Annotated in this window: 19 protein-coding genes; 14 read left to right on the top strand and 5 right to left on the bottom strand. The window is 70.3% G+C overall.

The window, feature by feature from the left end; all coding sequences use genetic code 11:
• Positions 1–87 precede the first annotated feature (87 nt).
• A complete protein-coding gene (locus MKK82_RS11460) occupies positions 88–1629 on the top strand; it encodes an acyl-CoA synthetase (protein WP_238291673.1) in 1542 nt (513 codons plus the stop codon).
• Positions 1630–1795: 166 nt separating this feature from the next.
• On the opposite strand, the gene mgtE is transcribed toward MKK82_RS11460, so the two are convergent.
• Complete coding sequence (gene mgtE, locus MKK82_RS11455; RefSeq protein ID WP_238291674.1) at positions 1796–3166, bottom strand: magnesium transporter; 1371 nt, start codon at positions 3164–3166, stop codon at positions 1796–1798.
• A 440-nt stretch (positions 3167–3606) separates the two neighbouring features.
• Between mgtE and pqqA (MKK82_RS11450) the strand changes: the two genes are divergently transcribed.
• On the top strand, positions 3607–3696 hold the full coding sequence (pqqA, locus tag MKK82_RS11450) for a pyrroloquinoline quinone precursor peptide PqqA (protein WP_007559223.1): 90 nt from the start codon (positions 3607–3609) through the stop codon (positions 3694–3696).
• An 82-nt stretch (positions 3697–3778) separates the two neighbouring features.
• Positions 3779–3868, top strand: a complete 90-nt coding sequence (gene pqqA, locus MKK82_RS11445; RefSeq protein WP_007559223.1) for a pyrroloquinoline quinone precursor peptide PqqA — start codon at positions 3779–3781, stop codon at positions 3866–3868.
• 432 nt (positions 3869–4300) lie between these two features.
• On the opposite strand, the gene MKK82_RS11440 is transcribed toward pqqA (MKK82_RS11445), so the two are convergent.
• Together MKK82_RS11440 and MKK82_RS11435 are read right to left on the bottom strand one after the other, a co-directional pair.
• Positions 4301–5548 (bottom strand): NupC/NupG family nucleoside CNT transporter, encoded by a 1248-nt coding sequence (locus MKK82_RS11440; RefSeq protein ID WP_238291675.1) that lies wholly within the window; start codon positions 5546–5548, stop codon positions 4301–4303.
• Positions 5549–5605: 57 nt separating this feature from the next.
• Complete coding sequence (locus tag MKK82_RS11435) at positions 5606–6247, bottom strand: TetR/AcrR family transcriptional regulator (RefSeq protein ID WP_243985760.1); 642 nt, start codon at positions 6245–6247, stop codon at positions 5606–5608.
• Between the two features lie 102 nt (positions 6248–6349).
• On the opposite strand from MKK82_RS11435, the gene MKK82_RS11430 reads away from it, so the two are divergent.
• Genes MKK82_RS11430 through MKK82_RS11420 form a run of 3 tightly spaced genes read left to right on the top strand, consistent with a single transcriptional unit; the run spans position 6350 to position 9574 of the window.
• Entirely contained in the window at positions 6350–7201 is an 852-nt protein-coding gene (locus tag MKK82_RS11430) for an SDR family NAD(P)-dependent oxidoreductase (RefSeq protein WP_243985759.1), read from the top strand.
• A 1-nt stretch (position 7202) separates the two neighbouring features.
• Positions 7203–8111, top strand: coding sequence for an alpha/beta hydrolase (locus MKK82_RS11425; protein WP_238291678.1), 909 nt, complete (start codon positions 7203–7205; stop codon positions 8109–8111).
• A complete protein-coding gene (locus MKK82_RS11420) occupies positions 8108–9574 on the top strand; it encodes a flavin-containing monooxygenase (protein ID WP_238291679.1) in 1467 nt (488 codons plus the stop codon). Before MKK82_RS11425 ends, MKK82_RS11420 begins: the two co-directional genes overlap by 4 nt.
• A 13-nt stretch (positions 9575–9587) precedes the next feature.
• Here the strand turns inward: MKK82_RS11420 and MKK82_RS11415 are convergent, their stop codons facing one another.
• Positions 9588–10241, bottom strand: coding sequence for a protein-L-isoaspartate O-methyltransferase family protein (locus MKK82_RS11415; RefSeq protein WP_238291680.1), 654 nt, complete (start codon positions 10239–10241; stop codon positions 9588–9590).
• A gap of 423 nt (positions 10242–10664) precedes the next feature.
• On the opposite strand from MKK82_RS11415, the gene MKK82_RS11410 reads away from it, so the two are divergent.
• Together MKK82_RS11410 and MKK82_RS11405 are read left to right on the top strand one after the other, a co-directional pair.
• A complete protein-coding gene (locus tag MKK82_RS11410) occupies positions 10665–11942 on the top strand; it encodes a PQQ-dependent sugar dehydrogenase (RefSeq protein ID WP_238291681.1) in 1278 nt (425 codons plus the stop codon).
• Positions 11942–12529: a c-type cytochrome gene (locus MKK82_RS11405; RefSeq protein WP_238291682.1), complete on the top strand. Its 588-nt coding sequence runs from the start codon at positions 11942–11944 to the stop codon at positions 12527–12529. Before MKK82_RS11410 ends, MKK82_RS11405 begins: the two co-directional genes overlap by 1 nt.
• A 170-nt stretch (positions 12530–12699) precedes the next feature.
• On the opposite strand, the gene MKK82_RS11400 is transcribed toward MKK82_RS11405, so the two are convergent.
• Entirely contained in the window at positions 12700–13470 is a 771-nt protein-coding gene (locus MKK82_RS11400) for an MOSC domain-containing protein (protein ID WP_243985758.1), read from the bottom strand.
• A gap of 199 nt (positions 13471–13669) precedes the next feature.
• Here MKK82_RS11400 and clpB point away from each other — a divergent pair, with 199 nt between their 5' ends.
• The 6 genes from clpB to MKK82_RS11370 all read left to right on the top strand — a co-directional run.
• Positions 13670–16294, top strand: coding sequence for an ATP-dependent chaperone ClpB (gene clpB / locus MKK82_RS11395; RefSeq protein WP_238291685.1), 2625 nt, complete (start codon positions 13670–13672; stop codon positions 16292–16294).
• A 412-nt stretch (positions 16295–16706) separates the two neighbouring features.
• Positions 16707–17537, top strand: coding sequence for an aldo/keto reductase (locus MKK82_RS11390; RefSeq protein WP_238291686.1), 831 nt, complete (start codon positions 16707–16709; stop codon positions 17535–17537).
• A gap of 138 nt (positions 17538–17675) precedes the next feature.
• Complete coding sequence (gene nadA, locus MKK82_RS11385) at positions 17676–18692, top strand: quinolinate synthase NadA (protein ID WP_238291687.1); 1017 nt, start codon at positions 17676–17678, stop codon at positions 18690–18692.
• Positions 18689–20212, top strand: a complete 1524-nt coding sequence (locus MKK82_RS11380; protein WP_238291688.1) for an L-aspartate oxidase — start codon at positions 18689–18691, stop codon at positions 20210–20212. The genes nadA and MKK82_RS11380 overlap by 4 nt, the downstream gene beginning before the upstream one ends.
• On the top strand, positions 20209–21081 hold the full coding sequence (gene nadC / locus MKK82_RS11375) for a carboxylating nicotinate-nucleotide diphosphorylase (protein WP_238291689.1): 873 nt from the start codon (positions 20209–20211) through the stop codon (positions 21079–21081). Before MKK82_RS11380 ends, nadC begins: the two co-directional genes overlap by 4 nt.
• A gap of 258 nt (positions 21082–21339) precedes the next feature.
• Positions 21340–21603, top strand: a 264-nt coding sequence (locus tag MKK82_RS11370) for a KUP/HAK/KT family potassium transporter (RefSeq protein ID WP_243985769.1), incomplete at its 3' end; no start/stop codon positions are given.

Below are 21603 nucleotides of genomic sequence, written 5' to 3'. Positions count from 1 at the left end.
GCCGCGCGCTGGCCAGACGTCGAAGGTTGACGGAAACACGCCCAGGCGGGACACCCGGCCAAAAGCCCGAACGCGGGGGAGCGCCCGGTGCCCGAGAGCCTGTCCGAAGACCGCCGTCCGCCCGCGCGCTTCAACGCCGCGCGGTATTGTCTCGCCGAGAACGCGCGTCTGCGTCCCGACAAGACCGCCCTGATCCTGGTCGGGGACGGCACGGAAGACAGCCTCAGCTTCGGCACGGTCGAGCGTTCGGTGCGCGCCATCGCGGCGGGCCTGCTCGGTCTTGGACTCAAGCCCGGCGACCGGGTGATGATCCGGATGGGCAACGAGGCCGATTACGTCCTCGTCTATTTCGGCGCACTGGCTGCCGGGCTCGTGGCCCTCCCGTCCTCGCCGCTCCTCACCGAGGACGAGGCGGCGTTCCTGCTGGAGAATTCCGGTGCGGCCGCCGTGGTGGTCGGAGGCGGCTGCACCGTCGCGCCCGAGGCTCTGGACGGCCGCCTGCTCCTCGATGCCGCCGCGATCGCCGCCCTGAAGGCCGGCCCGAAGCTGCCCGACTACGCCGATACCGCCGCCGACGATCCGGCGATGCTGATCTACACATCCGGCACGACCAGCCGGCCGAAGGGCGTGCTCCACGCCCACCGCGCCGCCTACGGCCGGCGGCCGATGCTCGACCACTGGCTCGGGCTCACTGAAGCCGACGTGATGCTGCATGCCGGAACCATGAACTGGACCTACACGCTGGGTGTGGGCCTGAGCGACCCCTGGTCCGTGGGCGCCACCGCGGTGCTCTACAACGGTCCGCGCGATCCCGCCGTCTGGCCGCGCCTGATCGCGCAGTACCGCGCCACCCTGTTCGCCGCCGTCCCGACGCTCTACCGCCAGATTCTCAAATACGGCGATCTCAGCGCGCACGACCTGTCGAGCCTACGCCACGGCTGCACAGCCGGCGAACCGCTCCCGGTGGAACTGCTCGACGCCTGGACGCAGGCCACCGGCAAGCCCCTCTACGAGGCGCTCGGGATGAGCGAGATCTCGACCTACATCTCCAGCGGCCCGACCGTCCCGGTACGACCCGGCTCGCCCGGCAAGCCGCAGCTCGGCCGGCGGGTGGCGATCCTGCCGAGGGAGGGCGAGCCCGTGCCGCTCGCCTCCGGCGAGACCGGCCTGCTCGCCGTCCACCGTTCGGAGCCGGCGCTGATGCTCGGCTACTGGAATCGCCCCGAGGAGGAGGCGGAGGTGATGCGGGGCGACTGGTTCACGGGCGGCGACCTCGCCCGGCTCGACGATGACGGCTACCTCTGGTTCGCGGGCCGCAACAACGACCTGATGAAGGCCATGGGCTACCGCGTGTCGCCCAACGAGGTGGAGGTGGTCCTGTCGGCCCATCCCTCCGTGGCGGAGGTCGGCGTCGCGGAGTTGCCGGTGCGGGCGGATGTTTCGGTCATCTGCGGCTTCGTGGTGCTGCAGCCCGATGCCGAGCCCGACGCGGCGGCCCTGCTCGCGTGGTGCGCCGATCGGCTCGCCGCCTACAAGCGCCCGCGCGAGATCCGTTTCCTCGACGCCCTCCCGCGTACGGCGAACGGCAAGGTGCAGCGGAAGCGATTGGCAGCGGCGGTGGCGGGCTGAGGCCGGGTTTCTCCGGTGAAGGCGTGGCACGGACGACACCATCCTCCCGGCAACGGCGATCGGCTGCCCCGGCGTATCGACCCGCGCTGCGCCATCAGCGCCGGCGGCCAACCCGGGCGGCGTACGGCTGCAACGGGAGCGCGCGCCCGCGCTGCGACGGACATCCCTACAGCAGGGTCCCGCGCAGGATCAGCAGCGCCACCGAGAAGTAGATGACGAGCCCGGTGACATCGACCAGCGTCGCCACGAACGGCGCGGAGGCGGTGGCCGGATCGAAGCCGATCCGCTGGAGCAGGAAGGGCAGCATCGAGCCGGCGAGCGAGCCGAAGGTCACGATCCCGACGAGCGCCGCGCCCACCGTCGCTGCGACCAGCGGCCAGTGCTCGCCGTAATCGTAGAGACCGAACTTCTGCCACGCGACGATCCGGACGACCGCGATCACGCCGAGGATGCCGCCGAGGACGATGCCGGTGGGCAGCTCCCGCAGCGCAACCCGCCACCAGTCGCGCAGGCGGATCTGGTGTAGGGCAAGGGCCCGGATCAGCAGCGAGGTCGCCTGCGAGCCGGAATTGCCGCCCGAACTCATGATCAGCGGGATGAACAGCGTCAGGACGATCGCCTTCTCCAGCTCCCCCTCGAAGCCCTGCATGGCCGAGGCGGTGAGCATCTCCGACAGGAACAGCGCGCACAGCCAGCCGGCCCGCTTCCGGATCATCGTGAAGAAGCCGATATCCATGTAGGGCTCGGGCAGCGCCTCCATGCCGCCGAACCGCTGCACGTCCTGCGTCTGCTTCTCGATCATCGCGTCGATCATGTCGTCGACCGTGACGATGCCGATCACGTGGCCGACCGCGTCGACCACCGGCAGGGCCAGGAGGTCGTACTTGGAGATCAGCCGGGCCGCCTCCTCGCGGCTCGCGGTGGGCGAGACGGCGAGCGGCCGCCGGCCCGGGGCGACGCTGAGGACGTTGTCACTCGGATCCCCCGAGATCAGCCGCCGCAGAGGCACCGCCTTGGTGAGCGCGCGGGTGCGCGGGTCGAGCACGAAGATCGCGTAGATGGTCTCGCGGGTCTTCTCGACGTGCCGGATGTGTTCGAGGGTCTGGCCTACCGTCCAGGTGCCCGGCACGGTGACGAATTCGGTGGTCATCAGCGAGCCCACCGTCTCCTCGCCGTAGGCCGAGAGCCGGTCGACGGCGCCGCGGGTCTCGGCGTCGAGTCGGGCGCGCAGGTCGGAGCGGCCCGGTTCCTCGATCTCGCGGAACACGTCCGTGACCCTGTCGGCCGACATGCCCGACAGGTAGCCCGCCACCCGGTCGCGGGGCAGCATCTCGATGATGTCGGCGGCGCAGTCGAGTTCGGGCTGGTCGAGCACCTCGACCGCCCGCTCCATCGGCAGTCCGAGCAGGATGGCGGCGGCGACCTCCGGGGCTTCCTCGTTCAGGGCCTCGACGATGTCGGGAGCGCGCTCATCCGAGAGGCGCGCGGCCAGTACCGAGGGATCGACTCGCGTATCGAAGGGCGCGATCTCGTTCATGGCCTCGCCTCGTAAGTTACGAGGCGACGTGCCGCCGGTCTTCCTGGTCAAGGCCGTGGCCGGCCGCCGCGTCGGTCGCCCCGCGGCCAGGCCTCTCAGCGGCTCAGGCGGGATGACGGCGCGTGGCCGGGCACGGCAGGCACGATCGGTCGGGCACGTCGCTTCGCTGGTCGCTGCTGAAAGGGGGCGGCGACGCCGAGGACGGCGACGCGCGGGTGCGTCGTGCGCCCGCGTGGATTGTCCGTCAAGCCGAAAGCGTTCCTACCGGGGGCTTTCCGGGGCCTTGCCGGACCGGTCCGCGCCCGGTGTCGCACGGCCGCACCAGGGCTTTCTCCGGCTTTCGCGCGGGGCTCCCTATGAGAAATATAAGTGTTGTGCTCGCTTGTATTGCGTCCAAGATATTGCCTATATGACGTCCAGCAACAGCGAGGAGAGACGCCATGGCTTGGTCTGCCCCGATCGTGTCCGAGATCTGCGTCGGCATGGAAGTCACCAGCTACGAGTCGGCCGAGATCGACACCTTCAACTGAGTCGCCACCGGGCCGCGGCGCGCATCGCTCCTCGGCCTTAGCGACTTCGTTCTCAACCTTTAAACCTTAAGTGGAGAATATCATGGCTTGGTCTGCCCCGATCGTGTCCGAGATCTGCGTCGGCATGGAAGTCACCAGCTACGAGTCGGCTGAGATCGACACCTTCAACTAAGTCTCCGACAGGACGTTTCGCGGCGCCGCTTCATTCGAAGCGGCGCTTTTTTTATGCGCGTGTTCCGGGACGGAACCCTGACTGTCGGACCGATGTGGTCGCCCCGCACGTCTCTGACCCGGAAGGGCGCGCCGAAAACTTGCGGTCCGAGATCGAGCCTGGTGCTCGAGATGGCGCCGCGTGCGACACCGGTTTCCGGACCCGCCGCGGGCGCCGCCGTAGGGCGGTCTGGGTTCCGCGGGGCATCGATCTTCGGCCGCGATTCGATCACCCGAATCCCCGTCCGTGCCGTCACATCCCGGTTTGACGCTCCGTTCAAAAACCTGAACCGTTGATCCGCGTGCAGGCGCGCACCGCCTGCCGGACGAGCGGACACGGACTTGGCGGACAGCGCGCAGGCGGCCGACGCGACCATACCGCCTGCCCGATACCTCACGCCACGAACAGGCCCGCGATCACCGCGCTCGTCAGGTTCGAGAGTGTTCCCGCCAGGATCGCCCGCACTCCGTAGCGGGCGACTTCCGACCGCCGCTCCGGCACGAGACTGGAGAAGCTCGCGAGCTGGATTGCGATCGAGGCGAAGTTGGCGAATCCGCAGAGCGCGAAGCAGAGGATCGCCTGCGTTCGCGGATCGAGGGTGCCGGCCTTCAGCGTCGGGGACAGGTTGGCGTAGGCCAGGAACTCGTTGAACACGAGTTTCTGGCCGATCGCCCCGCCCACCAGGGTCGCGTTCTCCCACGGCACGCCGAACAGCCAAGCCAGGGGCGCGAGCGCCCAGCCGAGCACGCCCTCGAACGACGCGGCGGGGTAGCCGATCGCGTTGCCGAGATAGCCGAAGACACCGTCCGCGAGTGCGATCAGCCCGACGAAGGCGATCAGCATGGCGCCGACCGAGACCGCTACGATCAGGCCCTTCTGCGTGCCGTCGGCGGCCGCCTCGATGATGTTGGCCGCCCGCACCTCCCCAAACTCGACCCGGGTGGTGATGATCCGCGTCGGCTCGGTCGAGGGCATCAGGATCTTGGCGTAGAGCAGGCCGCCCGGCACCGCCATCACGGAGGCGGCGAGCAGGTAGGTCATCGGCACGCCCAGCGCCGCGTAGCCGGCCAGGATCGACCCGGCGGTGGACGCGGCGCCGCTCGACATCACGGCGAACAGCTCGGCCCCCGTCAGGCGGGCGAGGAACGGGCGCAGGGCGACGGCGATCTCGCTCTGGCCGATGGCGATCGTGATCACCGCCGAGAACGACTCGATCGGCGACGTGCCGAGGATCCGCCGCAGCACCGCGCCGAGCCCCCGGGCGAGCGCCTGCATCAGGCCCAGGTGGTAGAATACGCCGATCAGCGCGGAGACGTAGAGGATCTGCGGCAGCACCCGCAGCGCCAGGATGAAGCCCGAGCCACCGAACAGCTCGAACATCTTCGGCTCCACGAGCCCCCCGAACAGGAAGGCGGTGCCGCGGTCGCCGTAGGACAGCACGGTCACGACGACGTCGGCCGTCGCCGACAATCCCGCCTGCCCGGCCGGCAGGAACAGGATCAGGGCGCCGAGCCCCACCTGCAGCGCCAGCGCGGTGAGCACGAGACGGGGGCGGATCGCCCGCCGGTTCGTGGAGAACAGCACCGCGACGGCGAGGAGCAGAAGGAGGCTGAGGCCGGCATGGACTAGGCGGTCGAGCATCACGTCCTTCGGCTTGGAGGGTGCCCTCGACCTATGGAAAGTCCGGGCCAGACCGCGTCAATCCGAGTCGCGTGCGACCAGATAAGGGGCGAAGAGATCACGGACCTGCGCGAAACCCCAGTCGCGGTCGGCCTCGGTCAGTGCGGCTCCGCCCTGAAGGCGATGGCTCATCCAGTGACTGGACACGATCCAGGCATTGTCGATGAGTCGCCCCAGGGCCTCCGGGCCGATCCGCAGCCGCCCCGCCCGCACGGCCGCCTCGAAGACGCCGCGGGCCAGCGCCTGGGTCTCGGCCCGTAGGACGTGGATCCGCGGGCGGAGCGCCGGAGCGATCTCCACCATGGCTATGCCGTCGCGATAGACGCAGCGATAGCGCCAGATCAGATCGAACCATGCGCGCTGGTAGGCGAGGAGCGCGGCCGGATCCGCCGGCAGCCGGCCGGCAACTGCGATCGCCTCGACCTCGAAAGACGCGAACATCGCTTCCACCAAGTTGCTCTTGCGCGGAAAGTGGTACTGCAGATTGCCTTCGCGGATCCCCGCAGCGGCGGCGATCTCGGCTGTCGTCACCCGTCCCAGCCCGCGGGTGTTGAACAGGGCCAGGCTCACCGTCAGGATCCGGTTGCGCGTGCGCGGCGCGGCGCGGCCGGGCGGGCTCTCGCATTCCGTCGGTGTTGCAGGCCTGCGGCCGCGCGCCATCGTGTCAAACCTCGTCTAGGGTGTTCACCCTAGACAATCCGCGATGCCGGGGCTATCCCAGGCGACTGGGTCCGCACCAACTTGCCACTCGGGAGGCGCGACGTGGCGCAGAAATTTCAGCTCGCCGGCGCGGTCGCGCTGATCACCGGCGCCGCAAGCGGCATCGGCGCCGCCCTGGCGGAAGGCCTCGCGACCCGGGGCTGCCGACTCCTGCTGGTGGATCGGGACGCCGTCGGCCTCGAGGCGGTCGCCGCCAAGGCCCGGCAGAGCGGCGCTGCAATCGAGACCCGAATCGTCGATCTCGCGGATGCGGAGGCGATCCGCGCGCTTCCGGCCTGGGCGGCGGACCGGTTCGGCCACGTCGACGTCCTGATCAACAACGCGGGCGTCGCCCTCGGCGGCCGCTTCGACGAGACGGATCTCGAAGACTTCGAGTGGTTGCTGGACATCAACCTGCGCGCCGTCGTGCGGATGTGCCACGCGTTCCTGCCGATGCTGCGTACACGGTCCGCGGCGCAGATCGTCAACCTGTCGAGCCTGTTCGGGCTGATCGCGCCGCCCGGACAGGTGGCCTACTGCACGAGCAAGTTCGGCGTGCGGGGTTTCTCGGAGGCTCTGCGGCACGAATATGCCGGCACCGGGCTCGGGGTCACGGTGGTCCATCCCGGCGGCGTCGCCACCGCCATCTCGCGCAACGCCCGCGGCCGGCGTCCTCCGACCGATCCCGAGGCCGCCCAGCGCGCCGCCGTCGAGGACGAGAAGGCCCGGGAGGCCTTCGGCAAGCTCCTGACGCTGGCCCCTGCCGACGCCGTGGCCGCGATCATCCGCGGCATCGAGGTCCGTGCGCCGCGCCTCGTCATCGGCAAGGACGCCCGGAACGGGGCACTGATCCAGCGCTTGATGCCGGCCGGCTACTGGAGCGCGATCGTGCGGCTCTCCGGCGGGACGCTCTGAAATGGCCAGCCTGCGCGCCTATATCGGCGCCTACATGATCCGGAACCGGGTCCGCGGCCCTCTCGCGCGCGCGCGCGATGTCGCCGCCTTCCGCCGGATCTTCGAGGCGCCGACCTTCCCGGATCCGAAGGGCGTCACCTACGAGGCGGGCATCGTCGGAGGCGTGCGCGGCGAGTGGGTCCGGCCAAAGGCCGGACACGGCCGGCGGATGCTGTACATCCACGGCGGTGGCTTCATCGCCTGCTCGTCGCGCACGCACCGGCCGGTGACGGGAGCCCTGGCGAACCGCGGTTTCACGATCTTCGCCCCTGACTACCGCCTCGCCCCCGAGCATCCGTTCCCGGCGGCGGTTGAGGATGCCGTGGCCGTCTGGCGCGCCTTCAGCGCCGAGGGCGCCGCCTGCGTGGCGGGCGAATCGGCGGGCGGGAACCTTGCTCTGGTGCTGATGGGCGAGGCCCGCGCCCTGGACCTGCCGATGCCCTGGGCCGCCGCCCTGTTCTCGCCCGCGACCGATTTCATCTCCGAGGACGGATCGCGCGTCACGAACGCGTGGCGGGACGCGATGTTCGATCCGAAGGCGCTCACGGCGATCCGGTCGATGTATCTCGGCGATGCCGATCCGGCTGATCCGCGGATCTCGCCGGTCCACGGCGATCTCACCGGTTTTCCCCCGCTGCTGTTCCATGTCGGCGAGCGCGAGGTCCTCCGCGACGATTCCGTCCGAATGGCGGAACGGGCGCGGGCAGCGGGTGTCGAGACGTCGCTGAAAGTCTTTCCCGTCGTCTCGCACGCGTGGCAGTTCGCGGCCGGCATGCTGCCGGAGGCCCGCGCCTCCCTCGACGAGGCCGCCGCGTTCCTGAACGCGCACGCGCCGACACCCCATGCACCCACCGGGAGCCCCGTGCGATGACAGAGCCCGCTTCCGCACCGCTCGCTGTCCTGATCGTCGGCGCCGGCTTCTCCGGCCTCGCGATGGCGATCCGGTGCCGGCAGGCCGGGATCGGGCCGTTTCAGGTGATCGAGAAGGGCGACGGCCTCGGCGGCACGTGGCACGACAACACCTATCCGGGAGCGGCCTGCGACATCCCCTCGCACCTCTACTCCCTGTCCTTCGCTCCGAAGGCCGACTGGAGCCGGATGTACGCCCCGCAGCCGGAAATCCTGGCCTACCTGCGGGAGACCGCCGAACGAAACGGGCTGCTGCCGCTGATCCGGCTCGGGACGACGTTCATGGGTGCGGCCTGGGACGAGGCGCGTGCCCTCTGGCGGGTGAAGACCGACCGCGGGCCGATCCTGACGCGCGCGATCGTCTCCGGCATGGGCGGCCTGCACCACCCGGCCTACCCGGATATTCCGGGCCGCGGCGCCTTCAAGGGCCCGGCCTTCCACACGGCGGCCTGGGACCATTCCGTCGACCTCGCGGGCAAGCGCGTCGGCATCATCGGCACGGGGGCGAGCGCGATCCAAGTGGTCCCGGAGCTCGCCAAGGTCGCCGCCCACCTGACGCTGTTCCAGCGCACGCCGCCCTGGATCATGCCCAAGCACGACCACGCCATTCCTGAGATCACGCGGTCGCGCTACCGGCGCCTGCCGCTGGTCCGGCGGCTCGAACGGGCCCGGTTGTTCTGGCTCCACGAGGTCCGCGCCTTCCTGGGCTTCACCAAGGTCTCGAAGCTCACCGGGCAGGCCGAGGCGCTCGCCCGCCGGCATCTCGCTAAGGCCGTGCGCGACAAGGACCTGCGGGCGAAGCTCACGCCCGACTACCGGCTCGGCTGCAAGCGCGTCCTGATCTCGGACGAGTATTACCCGACGCTCCAGCGCCCGAACGTCACCCTGGAGACGGACGGCATCGCCCGGATCACCGAGGCCGGCCTCACCACGGAAGCCGGCCGGATCCACGATCTCGACGTGATCGTCTACGCCACCGGCTTCGACGTCACCGGAACTTTCACGCGGATGAACCTCGTCGGCCGCGACGGCCTGCGGCTGAAGGATGCGTGGTCCGACGGCATGGGCGCCTATCAGGGCATCTCGGTCGCCGGCTTTCCGAACTACTTCATGCTGCTCGGGCCGAATTCAGGTCTCGGCCACAACTCGGTCGTGTCGATGATCGAGATCCAGGTGCAGCACGTGCTCGACTGCCTGACAGCCCTGCGCACCGGCAGGCGGGCCATCGAAGTCCGCCCGGAGGCGCAGACGCGCTTCCTCGACCGGATCCGCAGCCGGATGGCCGACAGCATCTGGCAGGCCGGCGGCTGCCGCAGCTGGTACCTGGACGCGAGCGGGCGCAACACGACCCTGTGGCCGGACTCGGTGATGGCCTACCGCCGGAGTGCCCGACGCGCCCGCATGACCGATTACCGCCTGAGTTGAGCGGGGCCGGTCCTCAGAACGCGAAGCCGGCTTCCGCCGCGAAGGCCTCCAGACCGGGCAGCGAGGCGTCGAACAGCGGACGGGCCCCGAAGGCGTCGCCGGCGCGCACGAACAGCGTCACCTTGGCGTTGCGATGGGGACCCATCACGCACACGAGACGGCCTTCGTCCTTGAGCTGGTCCAGGAGGGTCTGCGGCCGAACCTCGACGCGACCATTGATCAGGATCACGTCGAAGGGAGCCCGATCGGGCGCGCCGGAGGCGATCGGACCCTCCGCAACCTGGGCCGTGGCGCCGAGGCGGGCGCGGGCCTCTGCGGCGAGATCCGGCACCGATTCGAGGGCGGTGACCTGCGCGCCGAGCCGCGTCATGATTTCCGTCGCGTAGCCAGTGCCGCTGGCAACATCGAGCGCGGTCACGCCCGGGCGGATCCGGAGGGCCTGGATCATCCGCGCCAACACCATCGGGGCCGGCATGCAGCGAGTCTCGCCGGTCGCATCGCCGAGGTTCAAGGTCTGGTCGATATACGCGAAGGCCTCACGGCCCTTCGGCACGAACGCCTCGCGCGCGACGGTGTCGAAGGCATCGAGCACCGAGTTGTCGTTCACGTCGAAGGTCCGCAACTGGCAGTCGACCATCATCCGCCGCGCCTGCGCGTAATCGATCATCGAACCGTGTCCTCGAACCGGATCGGAACGCCGTATCGGCCGGGATCCGGCCCGCGGCCGTGATCCCCGGCCAAGCCTAAGCTTCCCGGACGGGGGGCGTTTTCGGAGATCGTTCGGCAAAACGCAAGGCGAGGGCGTGCATCGCGTGCCGGCTGATCTGAGGACCGCCGGAGACAACCGGGCCAGATCCGCGATTCCGGAGCACCGTCGGCTGCACGGCCTGGAACCGCCGGGATCGCCGATCCGGTCCGCCGGTCCGGGAGCGACAGGGTCCCTCAGGCTGCCACGATCCCGCGCCGGGTTACGTCGGCATCGAGCTGTCGCGCGCGTTTCCATGCGACGGGTCGCGTCGTCGGACAGATCGTTGAATAAAGAGTTCAGCAAAAGCGGTGGGCCGAGAAGCCGACCGCATCGGGAGACATCATGACGTCGATCCGCAAGCCGACCGCGACCCGTTCCCTCGCCGCTGCCCTGGCCTGTCTTGGCTTGGGCGCCGCAGGATCATACGCCGCGCACGCGCAGGAGACGCCCGCCTCCGCCGCGCCGCCGGCGAGCGTGAAGGCGGTCGAACGCGGCGATGCCCTGTACGGCCGTCCGGAGGGCGGCGCGGCCGCGAAGCTCGCGCCCGTTGCGGGGCCGCCGCTCGCGACGCCGGTCGCCAAGCTGCCGCTGGACAAGCTCAAGGTGCCGGAGGGCTTCCACGTCGAGGTCTATGCCAGCGGCCTCGCCAATGCCCGCGAGATGACCCAGGCGCCGGACGGGACGCTGTTCGTCGGTACCCGCACGGTCGGCAAGGTCTACGCCGTGCTGCCCCAGGCGGGCCAGGACGGGAAGCGCGAGGTCAAGACCATCGCGACGGGCCTCCACCGGCCGAACGGCGTTGCGTTCCACGACGGCGCCCTCTACGTCGCCGAACTCTCGAAGATCTGGCGCTACGACGACATCGCCAACCACCTCGACGGCGCGGCGAAGCCGGTCCTGGTCTACGACGACCTTCCCAAGGACGAGGCGCACGGCTGGAAGTTCATCGCCATCGGGCCGGACAACAAGCTCTACGTGCCGATCGGCGCGCCCGGCAACATCCTGGTTCCGCCGGATACCCACGCGCAGATCCGGCGCATGGACCTCGACGGCAAGAACGCCGAAGTCATCGCCCGCGGCGTGCGCAACACGGTCGGCTTCGACTGGAACCCGAAGACCAAGCAGCTCTGGTTCACCGACAACGGCCGCGATTGGGTGTCGGAGGACATCCCGAACGACGAGCTGAACGTCATCACCGAGCCGGGTAAGCAGCATTTCGGCTACCCGTTCTGCCACCAGGGCACCTTCACCGATCCCGAATACGGCTGGGGCCATTCCTGCTCGGAATTCACGGCGCCGGCGGCGCTCCTGGGCGCGCACACGGCCTCGCTCGGCCTGCGGTTCTACACCGGCACGCAGTTCCCGGATGCGTACCGGGACGCGATCTTCGTCGCCCGGCACGGCTCCTGGAACCGCACCACCAAGCTCGGCGGCGACGTGGTCATGGCCAAGCCCGGTTCGGACGGCAGAGTCGCCGCGGTCGAGCCGTTCCTGACCGGCTTCCTCCAGGACAACAAGTATGTCGGCCGTCCGGTCGATGTCCTCGTCGCGAAGGACGGATCGCTCCTCGTCTCGGACGACTACAACGGCGCGATCTACCGCGTCAGCTACGGCAAGTGATGGGCGGGATTCAGCGGGCGATCCGGGGTCCGGCGACCGCCCTCGGCACGCTGGTGGCCGGCGCGGCGCTCGCCGCGCCCGATGCGGCGATGCAGGAGCGCCTCGCGCCCTGCATCGGCTGCCACGGAAACGGCACCTCCGAAACCGAGGGGGTGCCCTCCCTCGGCGGTCAGCTCCCGGACTACGTGGTCACGCAGCTCTTCCAGTTCCGGGAGAAGCAGCGCGAGGCGCCCCCCATGAACGACGTCGCCGCCGGTTTCTCCGACGACGACCTGCGGGCCTATGCCGACGCGGTGGCGACGCTGCCGCCACCGAGCCGGAGCGGAACGCCCGCCGATCCAGCCCTGGCCGACCGGGCTCAGGCACTCGTCGCCAAGCACCAGTGCACTTCCTGCCACGGCTCCGACCTTGCCGGCCGCGACGCGATCCCGCGGATCCGGGCGCAGCGGGAGGAGTACCTTGCCAAGGCGCTCGCCGGCTACAAGTCGAACGCCCGGCCCGGCTACGATCCGGCGATGAACGAGGTCGCGCAGGGGCTGAGCGAGGCCGACATCAAGGATCTGGCAGCCTACGTGTCGCGGCTCTGAGGGCCGTTACGACGGGCGAACAGAGTCTCTCCCTCATCCGGAGAGGCCGAACGCGGCGGAGGCCTCGAAGGAGGCCGCCGGATGTCGCGCCATCCTGGAGGGCAGCATGAAGGCCCGCCGGTGCGCGCTTCAGGAAGACGGGATCGGGTTCGACAGATCGCCCTGATCGATCACCCGACCACCCGCAACGCGTCGCCCCTCGCCAGCGCGCCGCCGGCGATCACCTCGGCGTAGACGCCGAGGTCCCGGTGGCCGAGCCGGGCATCCAGGGTCCAAGGGATGTCGCAGTCCCGCACGCCGCTCACCGGATCGACGTTGGTGGCCGCGCAACGCACCGTACGCTTGGTGATCTTGAGCCGCAGCCCGCTCGGCGCCTCGACGACCTGCCCGACCATCTCCAACTCGGCGAAGGGCGCGAGCCCCTCGACCAGCAGGTTGCCGCGGAACCGCAGTGGATCCACGGGCGCGCCGAGATAATCCTCGACCGCCGCCACGCTCGCCCGGTTGATCAGCGACACGTAGCCGGTCGGCGAATCCGTGAACCGGTGCTGCGGCGGGGCGGCGAGCACCTTCGGGTCCCCCCGCAGGCTCTCGGGGACGAACCGCCGCATCAGGTCGGCCAGTCCCTCGCGGCCGGCCTCGGTGTCAAGGCGAAAGGCCTGAGGCTCGCCGTGCCCGTCCACGGTGAGCGTCGCCGTGGCGTCGTCGTAGCGAGTGCGCAGGCGGGCGAGCGCCTCGTCGCGCATGAGCATCAGGTACTTGGTCTTCGGCTGATGCCGGTACGCCACGGCGTTGAAGCCCGAGGGGCCGTTCTCGATGGCGTAGAGCCGGTCGCCCGGGAAGAAGCCGCTGGTCTCGAGGTCGGCCCGATCGATGGGCTCGGGGCTCAAGCCCTTCACGGGATAGCGGTACAGGGCGCTGACATGAATCAATGCGGTCATGCGCAAAGCGTGCCCCTGAATTGATCCGTCGCGCAAGAGCTTCGCGGCCCCTTGTGGTGCCCATTTGCAACACCACATCGGGTCTACCGGCGGCCACCAGCGGCGCCGGGGTCCTCGCGCGGCGGATAGCCGGAGGGCGACGTTTCGGTGGCGCCGCGCCTCTCATCGGGCGGCGGATGCCGGTACGGGAGGGTTGTGCATGAATTTCGAAAAGTACACCGAGCGCGCCCGCGGCTTCGTGCAGGCGGCTCAGAACCTCGCGACGCGCGAGGGACATCCCCAGCTTCAGCCGGGTCACCTGCTCAAGGTGCTGCTCGACGATCCGGAGGGCCTGTGCGCCGGCCTGATCGACCGCGCCGGCGGCCAGTCGCGCGTGGCGCTGGCCCAGACCGAGCAGTGGCTCGCCAAGCAGCCGAAGGTCTCCGGCAACGCCGCGGCCCCGCAGGCCACGCGCGAGCTGATGCGCCTGTTCGACACCGCCGAGAAGGCCGCCGAGAAGGCGGGCGATTCCTACGTCACGGTGGAGCGGCTGCTCCTCGCCCTGGCGGTGGAGAAGGATTCCGAGGCCGGCCGGTCGCTCCAGGCGGCGGGCGTCACCCCCGCCTCGCTGAACGCCGCCATCAACGCGCTGCGCAAGGGCCGCACCGCCGACAACGCCTCGGCCGAGAACGCCTACGACGCGCTCAAGAAGTACGCCCGCGACCTCACCGAGGCCGCCCGGGAGGGCAAGCTCGACCCGGTGATCGGCCGCGACGAGGAGATCCGGCGGACCATCCAGGTCCTGTCCCGGCGCACCAAGAACAACCCGGTCCTCATCGGCGAACCCGGCGTCGGCAAGACCGCGATCGTCGAGGGTCTGGCCCTGCGCATCGTCAACGGCGACGTGCCCGAGAGCCTGCGCGACAAGAGCCTGCTCGCCCTCGACATGGGCGCGCTGATCGCCGGCGCGAAGTATCGCGGCGAGTTCGAGGAGCGGCTGAAGGGCGTGCTCTCCGAGGTCACGGCGGCCGAGGGCGGGATCATCCTGTTCATCGACGAGATGCACACGCTGGTCGGCGCCGGGAAGGCCGACGGGGCGATGGACGCCTCGAACCTGCTGAAGCCGGCGCTCGCCCGCGGCGAGCTGCATTGCGTCGGCGCGACCACGCTGGACGAGTACCGCAAGCACGTCGAGAAGGACGCGGCGCTCGCCCGGCGCTTCCAGCCGGTCTTCGTGTCGGAGCCGACCGTGGAGGACACGGTCTCGATCCTGCGCGGATTGAAGGAGAAGTACGAGCAGCACCACGGCGTGCGCATCCAGGATGCGGCCCTGGTGGCGGCCGCGACGCTGTCGAACCGCTACATCACCGACCGGTTCCTGCCCGACAAGGCGATCGACCTCGTTGACGAGGCCGGCTCGCGCCTGCGCATGCAGGTCGATTCCAAGCCCGAGGAACTCGACAACGTCGACCGCGAGATCGTCCGGCTGAAGATCGAGGCCGAGGCCCTCAAGAAGGAGACCGATTCCGCCTCCCGCGACCGGCTGGTCCGGCTGGAGAAGGAACTCGGCGACCTGGAGGAGCGCTCGGCGGCGATCACCGCCCGCTGGAAGGCCGAGAAGGACAAGCTCGGCACCGCCGCCGGCCTCAAGAAGAAGCTCGACGAGGCCCGCAACGACCTCGCGGCGGCGCAGCGCCAGGGCCAGTACCAGCGCGCGGGGGAGCTCGCCTACGGAGTCATACCCGGTCTGGAGAAGCAGCTCGCCGAGATCGAAGCGAAGTCGGAGACTGGCCGCGACGCCATGATGGAGGAGGCGGTCACCCCGGCCCACGTCGCCGGGGTGGTCTCCCGCTGGACCGGCGTGCCGGTGGACAAGATGCTGGAGGGCGAGCGCGAGAAGCTACTGGCCATGGAGGAGGCGCTCGCCAAGCGCGTTGTCGGCCAGCGCGAGGCGGTCGAGGCGGTCTCGACTGCGGTCCGGCGCGCCCGCGCCGGGCTGCAGGATCCGAACCGGCCGATCGGCTCGTTCATGTTCCTCGGGCCGACGGGGGTGGGCAAGACCGAGCTGACCAAGGCTCTGGCCGGCTTCCTGTTCGACGACGACACGGCGCTGGTGCGCATCGACATGTCCGAGTACATGGAGAAGCACGCGGTCGCCCGGCTGATCGGCGCGCCTCCGGGCTATGTCGGCTACGAGGAGGGCGGCGCCCTCACCGAGGCCGTGCGGCGCCGGCCCTATCAGGTCGTGCTGTTCGACGAGGTCGAGAAGGCGCATCCGGACGTGTTCAACGTCCTGCTGCAGGTTCTCGACGACGGGCGGCTCACCGACGGCCAGGGGCGGACGGTCGACTTCCGCAACACCCTGCTGATCATGACCTCGAATCTCGGGTCCGAGTATCTGGTGAACCAGCCCGCGGGCCAGGATACCGACGCGGTCCGCGACGAGGTCATGGGCGTGGTGCGGGGTCACTTCCGGCCGGAATTCCTGAACCGGGTCGACGAGATCATCCTGTTCCATCGCCTCGCGCGGTCGGAGATGGGGGCGATCGTCGAGATCCAGCTCGGGCGGCTGCAGAAGCTCCTGGACGATCGCAAGATCAATCTCACGGTGGATGAGGACGCCAAGAGCTGGCTCGCCGACAAGGGCTACGACCCGGCCTACGGGGCGCGGCCGCTGAAGCGGGTGATCCAGAAAAACGTCCAGGATCCGCTGGCCGAGCTGGTGCTGTCCGGCAGGGTCCACGACGGGGAGACGGTGCCGGTCCGCGTGGGTCCGATGGGCCTGATGATCGGCGACGTCACGGTCGGCACCGAGCGCCGGCCGGTCCACGCGACGTTGAACTGATCGGCTGGCCGATCACGATCGGGGCGGCGCATCCCAGGCCGGTGCGCCGCCCCTTCCCCAGGCATACCGTGGTGCGGGCAGGGGTCGCTTGCCGCCCGCGGGCCTTGAGCCGACGCAGGAGGGACTGGATGTGTACGGTGTTGACGCACCTCGGGTGCGATCACCGCCGCTATTTCGAGGTATTGCGGGCGAGCCCGGGATGACGCCTCATCCCGGTTTCCGCTGAAGCCTCCGGGCAGACGTCGCCCGCCCTGCGAGCCCGATCAAGCATCGTGGTCCAGCGCAGCCCGGCAACCGTGAGCGCGGCGTCGCCCGGGATCGCCTCGCTGCGCTCGCAATGACGGGATGTTCCGGAACGGGTCGCGCTGCGAGCGTTTGGGTTGATCGGACACCGTCACCGGAACCTCGCCCTATGGCCGTCGCCGCCCCGACACTCCCGCTCAACGATGCGCGCCGCATCCCGCAGATCGGCTACGGCTGCTGGCAGCTCTCGGACGCGCAGGCGCCGGACCTTGTCGGTCGGGCGCTTCAGGCGGGCTACCGCCTGATCGACACCGCGGCCGCCTACGGCAACGAGGCGGGCGTCGGCCGCGGCATCCGTGACGGCGGGGTAGGGCGGGAAGAGATCTTCCTCACCACCAAACTCTGGAATGATCGCCAGGGGCGCGACGAGGCGCGGCGGGCCTTCGACGAGAGCCTGAAGCGGCTCGGCCTGCCGTATGTCGACCTCTACCTGATCCACTGGCCGTGCCCGCAGCGGCGCCTGTTCGTCGAGACCTGGAAGGCGTTGATCCAGCTCCGCGAGGAAGGCCGGGCCAAGTCGATCGGCGTCTCGAACTTCACTCCTGAACACATCGCCACGTTGATCGGCGAGACCGGCGTCGCGCCCGCGGTGAACCAGATCGAGCTCCACCCGCGCTTCCAGCGCGTGGATCCGCGCGCCGACCATGCGCGTCACGGAATCGTGACCGAGTCTTGGAGTCCGCTGGGGCAGGGCAAGGAGCTGAACGACCCGGTCATTCTCGCGATCGCGAAGGCGCACGGACGGACGCCGGCCCAGGTGGTGCTGCGCTGGCAGGTTCAGATCGGCTGCGTTGCGATCCCCAAGACCGCACGTCCCGAACGCATCCTTGAGAACAGTGCGCTGTTCGATTTCGAACTCGGAGCGGACGACATGGAGCGGATTGCCTGCCTGAACCGGACCGACGGCCGGATCGGGCCCGACCCCGCGACCTTCTGCTGACGGGATTCGCCTTCGGCAGCGCAGCATAACATCGCGCCGCAAAAGATTTATGCTCACACCTAGCATATCTGGACAGCCGCCCCGGGCCCCCATAAGTTAGACGGCACAATGCTCAAACTGAGCATAATGGAGGACGCCATGACGGCGACCATTGCCCCCGTCTCGCGCAGGCCCATCCCGGGGCTGCCGCTGCCCGATCTCTATGCCCGTGTCAGCCGGCACGTGCCGGCGATCGAATGGCCCGCCCTGGCCCCCGACATCGAGGCGATCCTGCGCCTGAAGCGCGAGCGCAACGCCGTGATCCTGGCACATAACTATCAGGCGCCCGAGATCTTCCACACGGTGGCCGACATCGTCGGCGATAGCCTCGCGCTGGCCCGCGAGGCGGTGACGGTCGATGCCGACGTGATCGTGCTGGCGGGCGTCCACTTCATGGCCGAGACCGCCAAGCTCCTGAACCCGGCCAAGACCGTGCTGATTCCCGACATGGGCGCGGGCTGCTCGCTGGCCGATTCGATCACCGCCGCGGACGTGCGCGGCTTGCGGGCCAAGTACCCGGGCGTGCCGATCGTGACCTACGTGAACACCTCGGCGGCCGTGAAGGCCGAGTCGGACCTGTGCTGCACATCCGGCAACGCCGTCGCGGTGGTGAAGTCGCTGAACGCCCCCCGTGTGCTGATGATCCCGGACGAGTTCCTGGCGCAGAACGTCCAGGCCGAGATCCCGGAGGTCGAGATCCTGACCTGGGCCGGGCACTGCGAGGTGCACGAGCGCTTCACCCCCGCCGACATCCGCGACGTCCGCGAGAGCTATCCCGGCGTGACCGTGATCGCGCACCCGGAATGCCCGCCGGACGTGGTGGCGGAATCGGACTTCTCCGGCTCCACCGCGATGATGATGGATTTCGTGGTCCAGAAGCGGCCGAAGCAGGTGGTGCTCGTCACCGAATGCTCCATGGCCGACAACATCGCGGCGCAGAACCCCGATATCGAGTTCATCAAGCCCTGCAACATGTGCCCGCACATGAAGCGGATGAGCTTAGGCAACATCCGCCGCGCCCTGGAGACGATGACCCACGAGGTCACCGTTGATCCGGCGCTTGCCGACCGGGCCCGCGCTGCGGTGGAGCGCATGCTCCAGGTGCGGACGCGATGAACGCGTTCTCCCCCAACACCGCCGACCGCGTCGTCGTGGTCGGCGGTGGCGTCGCGGGTCTCAGCGTCGCGCTGCGCCTCGCGCCTCGCCCGGTGACGCTCGTCACCGCATCGCTTCTCGGCTCCGGCACCGCCACCGGCTGGGCACAGGGCGGCATCGCCGCCACGGTGGGCGCCGACGACGCGGCCGCGTTGCACGCGGCCGACACGGAAGCGGCCGGCGCCGGGCTGACCGAGCCGGACGTGGCGCTCCGGGTCGCGCAGGAAGGCCCCGGGTTGATCGACTGGCTGGTGCGGATCGGCGTGCCGTTCGATCGGACCGGCGATGCCGCGCTCGCCCTGGGGCTGGAGGCCGCGCACGGCCGCCGCCGCATCGTCCGCTCCGGTGGCGACGCCACCGGGGCGCGGGTCCTCGAAGGGCTGGTGCGGGCCGTGCTGGCCGCACCCTCCGTCGAGATCGTCACGGCGCGCGCCTGCGACCTGCTCCGCGACACGAACGGCGCGGTAGCCGGCATCGTCGCCGAGCGCGACGGCGCCCTGTTCCGCATCCCGGCCCGCGCCGTGGTGCTGGCCACCGGGGGCGTCGGCGCCCTCTACGCGGCGACCACCAACCCGCCGGGCGCGGTCGGCCGCGGGCTGGCCCTCGCCGCCCGGGCCGGTGCGGTCCTGCGCGACATGGAGTTCGTGCAGTTCCACCCGACCGCCATCGCGGCCGGCGCCGACCCGATGCCGCTCGCGACCGAAGCCCTGCGCGGGGAGGGCGCCCGGCTGATCGACGAGACCGGCGCCCCCGTGATGGCCGGCATCGCGGGCGGCGATCTCGCTCCGCGCGACGTCGTCGCCCGCGGTATCTTCCAGGCGCTGCAGCGGGGCCGCAGGGTCTATCTCGACGCCCGCGGCACGCTCGGCGCCGCGATGCCGACGCGCTTCCCGACGGTGGCGGGCCTCTGCGCCGCGGCCGGCATCGACCCGGCCGTGGAGCCGATCCCGGTCCGCCCGGCGGCGCACTACCACATGGGCGGCGTGAAGGTGGACGGGCACGGCGCCACCTCGGTGCCGGGCCTCTACGCCTGCGGCGAGGTCGCCTCCACGGGCCTGCACGGCGCCAACCGTCTCGCCAGCAACTCCCTGCTGGAGGGCCTCGCCTACGCCCGCTTCATCGCCGAAGGGCTCGACGCGCCGCCGCCGGCCGCCATCATGCCCCAGGTCATTTCCGTCCGCGCCGCCGGCGACCTGCCGGTGATCCGCACCTTGATGGAGCGCCAAGTCGGCGTCGTGCGCGACGCGGCCGGTCTGGCCGGAGCGGTGGGCGCCCTGGCGCCCGCGGCGGAAACCTGCGACGCGGCGCTGGTGGCGCTGCTGATCGCCCATGGCGCGCTGGAGCGCCGGGAAAGCCGCGGCGCCCACTGGCGCAGCGACCATCCGCATCTCGGCGCCGCGACCCACACCGAGACGACGCTGGCCGATCTCCGGGCGGCGGAGCGCGGCCGGGCGGCCGCCGAGGAGGCCCTGACGCCATGACCCGATCGGTCCTCTCCGACGAGATCCTGCACCTGCCGCGGCTCTTGGTGGAGCCGGTGGTGCGCGCCGCCCTGCTTGAGGATCTCGGCCGGGCCGGCGACATCACCACCGACGCCATCGTACCCCCGGGTGTGCACATGCGCGGCGTGATCGCCTCCCGCCAGGACGGCGTCATCTCGGGCACCGACGCCGCCGCCATCGCGTTCGCGCTGGTGGACCCGGCCGTGACCGTCACGGTCGAGCGCGGCGACGGCGCGCGCGTCGCTCCGGGCGACGTGGTGCTGCGCCTCGAAGGCCCGGCCCGGGCGATCCTCACCGCCGAGCGCGTCGCGCTCAACCTGCTCTGCCGCATGTCGGGCGTCGCCACCGCAACCCACGGCCTCGTCGAGGCGGCCCGCCCGCACGGCAAGGCCTCGATCGTCTGCACCCGCAAGACCACGCCGGGCCTGCGCGCCCTGGAGAAGCACGCGGTGCGGGCCGGCGGCGGCTCGAATCACCGGTTCGGCCTCGACGACGCGGTGCTGATCAAGGACAACCACGTGGCGGTGGCCGGCGGCATCGTCCCGGCGATCGCGCGGGCCCGGGCCAGGGCCGGCCATCTCGTGAAGATCGAGTGCGAGGTCGACAGCCTGGAGCAGCTGGCGGAGGCGCTCGCGGTCGGGATCGACGCCGTGCTCCTCGACAATATGGGCCCCGATCAGCTCACCCGCGCGGTGGCGATGATCGACGGCCGCGCGCTCTCCGAGGCCTCCGGTCGGATCACCCGCGAGACGGTGGGGGCGGTGGCGGCATCAGGCGTCGACCTGATCTCCTGCGGCTGGATCACCCACTCGGCGGCGATCATCGATCTGGGCCTCGACGCGGCCTGATCGGCGGGGTCCACCGGCACCGTCGTTCCACTGTCATCACGTTCGAGTGACAAGTCTTCGTCGTGGTCGCATCGGAGAAATCCGGAGTCTATCGCCGCGCGACTGACGCGCTAGGGTTTCGCGCAACAGCGAAGCGACCGATCGGACCTGCCCGTGAGCCAAGCCCTGCATTCCGCGGCTGCCCCGGCGGTCGATCTTCCGGCCGCGCCGGTCGCGCGCAAGCCCGGCGCGGTCCGGCACGGCCCCGGGGCGGCGCTGATGCTCGGCGCGCTGGGCGTGGTGTACGGCGACATCGGCACGAGCCCGCTCTACGCGTTCAAGGAGGCGGTGAAGGCGGCGACGGCGGGCGGCGCCGCGGTGCCGGCGGCGGCCACCGGCGCGGTGTCGCTGATCCTGTGGTCGCTGATCCTGATCGTGTCGCTGAAATACGCGGTGCTGATCCTGCGCGCCGACAACCGCGGCGAGGGCGGCATCGTGGCCATGCTGGCGCTGCTCGGGGCGCGGCATGCCCGGCCCGGGACG

This window comes from Methylobacterium sp. E-046 (assembly GCF_022829625.1).
GTDB classification, from domain to species: domain Bacteria; phylum Pseudomonadota; class Alphaproteobacteria; order Rhizobiales; family Beijerinckiaceae; genus Methylobacterium; species Methylobacterium longum.
This window is presented reverse-complemented; position numbering and strand designations above follow the sequence as displayed.

Coding starts and splice junctions, on each gene's coding strand:
- mgtE (WP_238291674.1), bottom strand. CDS start 3,166: ATGAACGAGATCGCGCCCTTCGATACGCGAGTCGATCCCTCGGTACTG.
- pqqA (WP_007559223.1), top strand. CDS start 3,607: ATGGCTTGGTCTGCCCCGATCGTGTCCGAGATCTGCGTCGGCATGGAA.
- pqqA (WP_007559223.1), top strand. CDS start 3,779: ATGGCTTGGTCTGCCCCGATCGTGTCCGAGATCTGCGTCGGCATGGAA.
- MKK82_RS11440 (WP_238291675.1), bottom strand. CDS start 5,548: ATGCTCGACCGCCTAGTCCATGCCGGCCTCAGCCTCCTTCTGCTCCTC.
- MKK82_RS11435 (WP_243985760.1), bottom strand. CDS start 6,247: ATGGCGCGCGGCCGCAGGCCTGCAACACCGACGGAATGCGAGAGCCCG.
- MKK82_RS11425 (WP_238291678.1), top strand. CDS start 7,203: ATGGCCAGCCTGCGCGCCTATATCGGCGCCTACATGATCCGGAACCGG.
- MKK82_RS11420 (WP_238291679.1), top strand. CDS start 8,108: ATGACAGAGCCCGCTTCCGCACCGCTCGCTGTCCTGATCGTCGGCGCC.
- MKK82_RS11415 (WP_238291680.1), bottom strand. CDS start 10,241: ATGATCGATTACGCGCAGGCGCGGCGGATGATGGTCGACTGCCAGTTG.
- MKK82_RS11410 (WP_238291681.1), top strand. CDS start 10,665: ATGACGTCGATCCGCAAGCCGACCGCGACCCGTTCCCTCGCCGCTGCC.
- MKK82_RS11405 (WP_238291682.1), top strand. CDS start 11,942: ATGGGCGGGATTCAGCGGGCGATCCGGGGTCCGGCGACCGCCCTCGGC.
- MKK82_RS11400 (WP_243985758.1), bottom strand. CDS start 13,470: ATGACCGCATTGATTCATGTCAGCGCCCTGTACCGCTATCCCGTGAAG.
- clpB (WP_238291685.1), top strand. CDS start 13,670: ATGAATTTCGAAAAGTACACCGAGCGCGCCCGCGGCTTCGTGCAGGCG.
- MKK82_RS11390 (WP_238291686.1), top strand. CDS start 16,707: ATGGCCGTCGCCGCCCCGACACTCCCGCTCAACGATGCGCGCCGCATC.
- nadA (WP_238291687.1), top strand. CDS start 17,676: ATGACGGCGACCATTGCCCCCGTCTCGCGCAGGCCCATCCCGGGGCTG.
- MKK82_RS11380 (WP_238291688.1), top strand. CDS start 18,689: ATGAACGCGTTCTCCCCCAACACCGCCGACCGCGTCGTCGTGGTCGGC.
- nadC (WP_238291689.1), top strand. CDS start 20,209: ATGACCCGATCGGTCCTCTCCGACGAGATCCTGCACCTGCCGCGGCTC.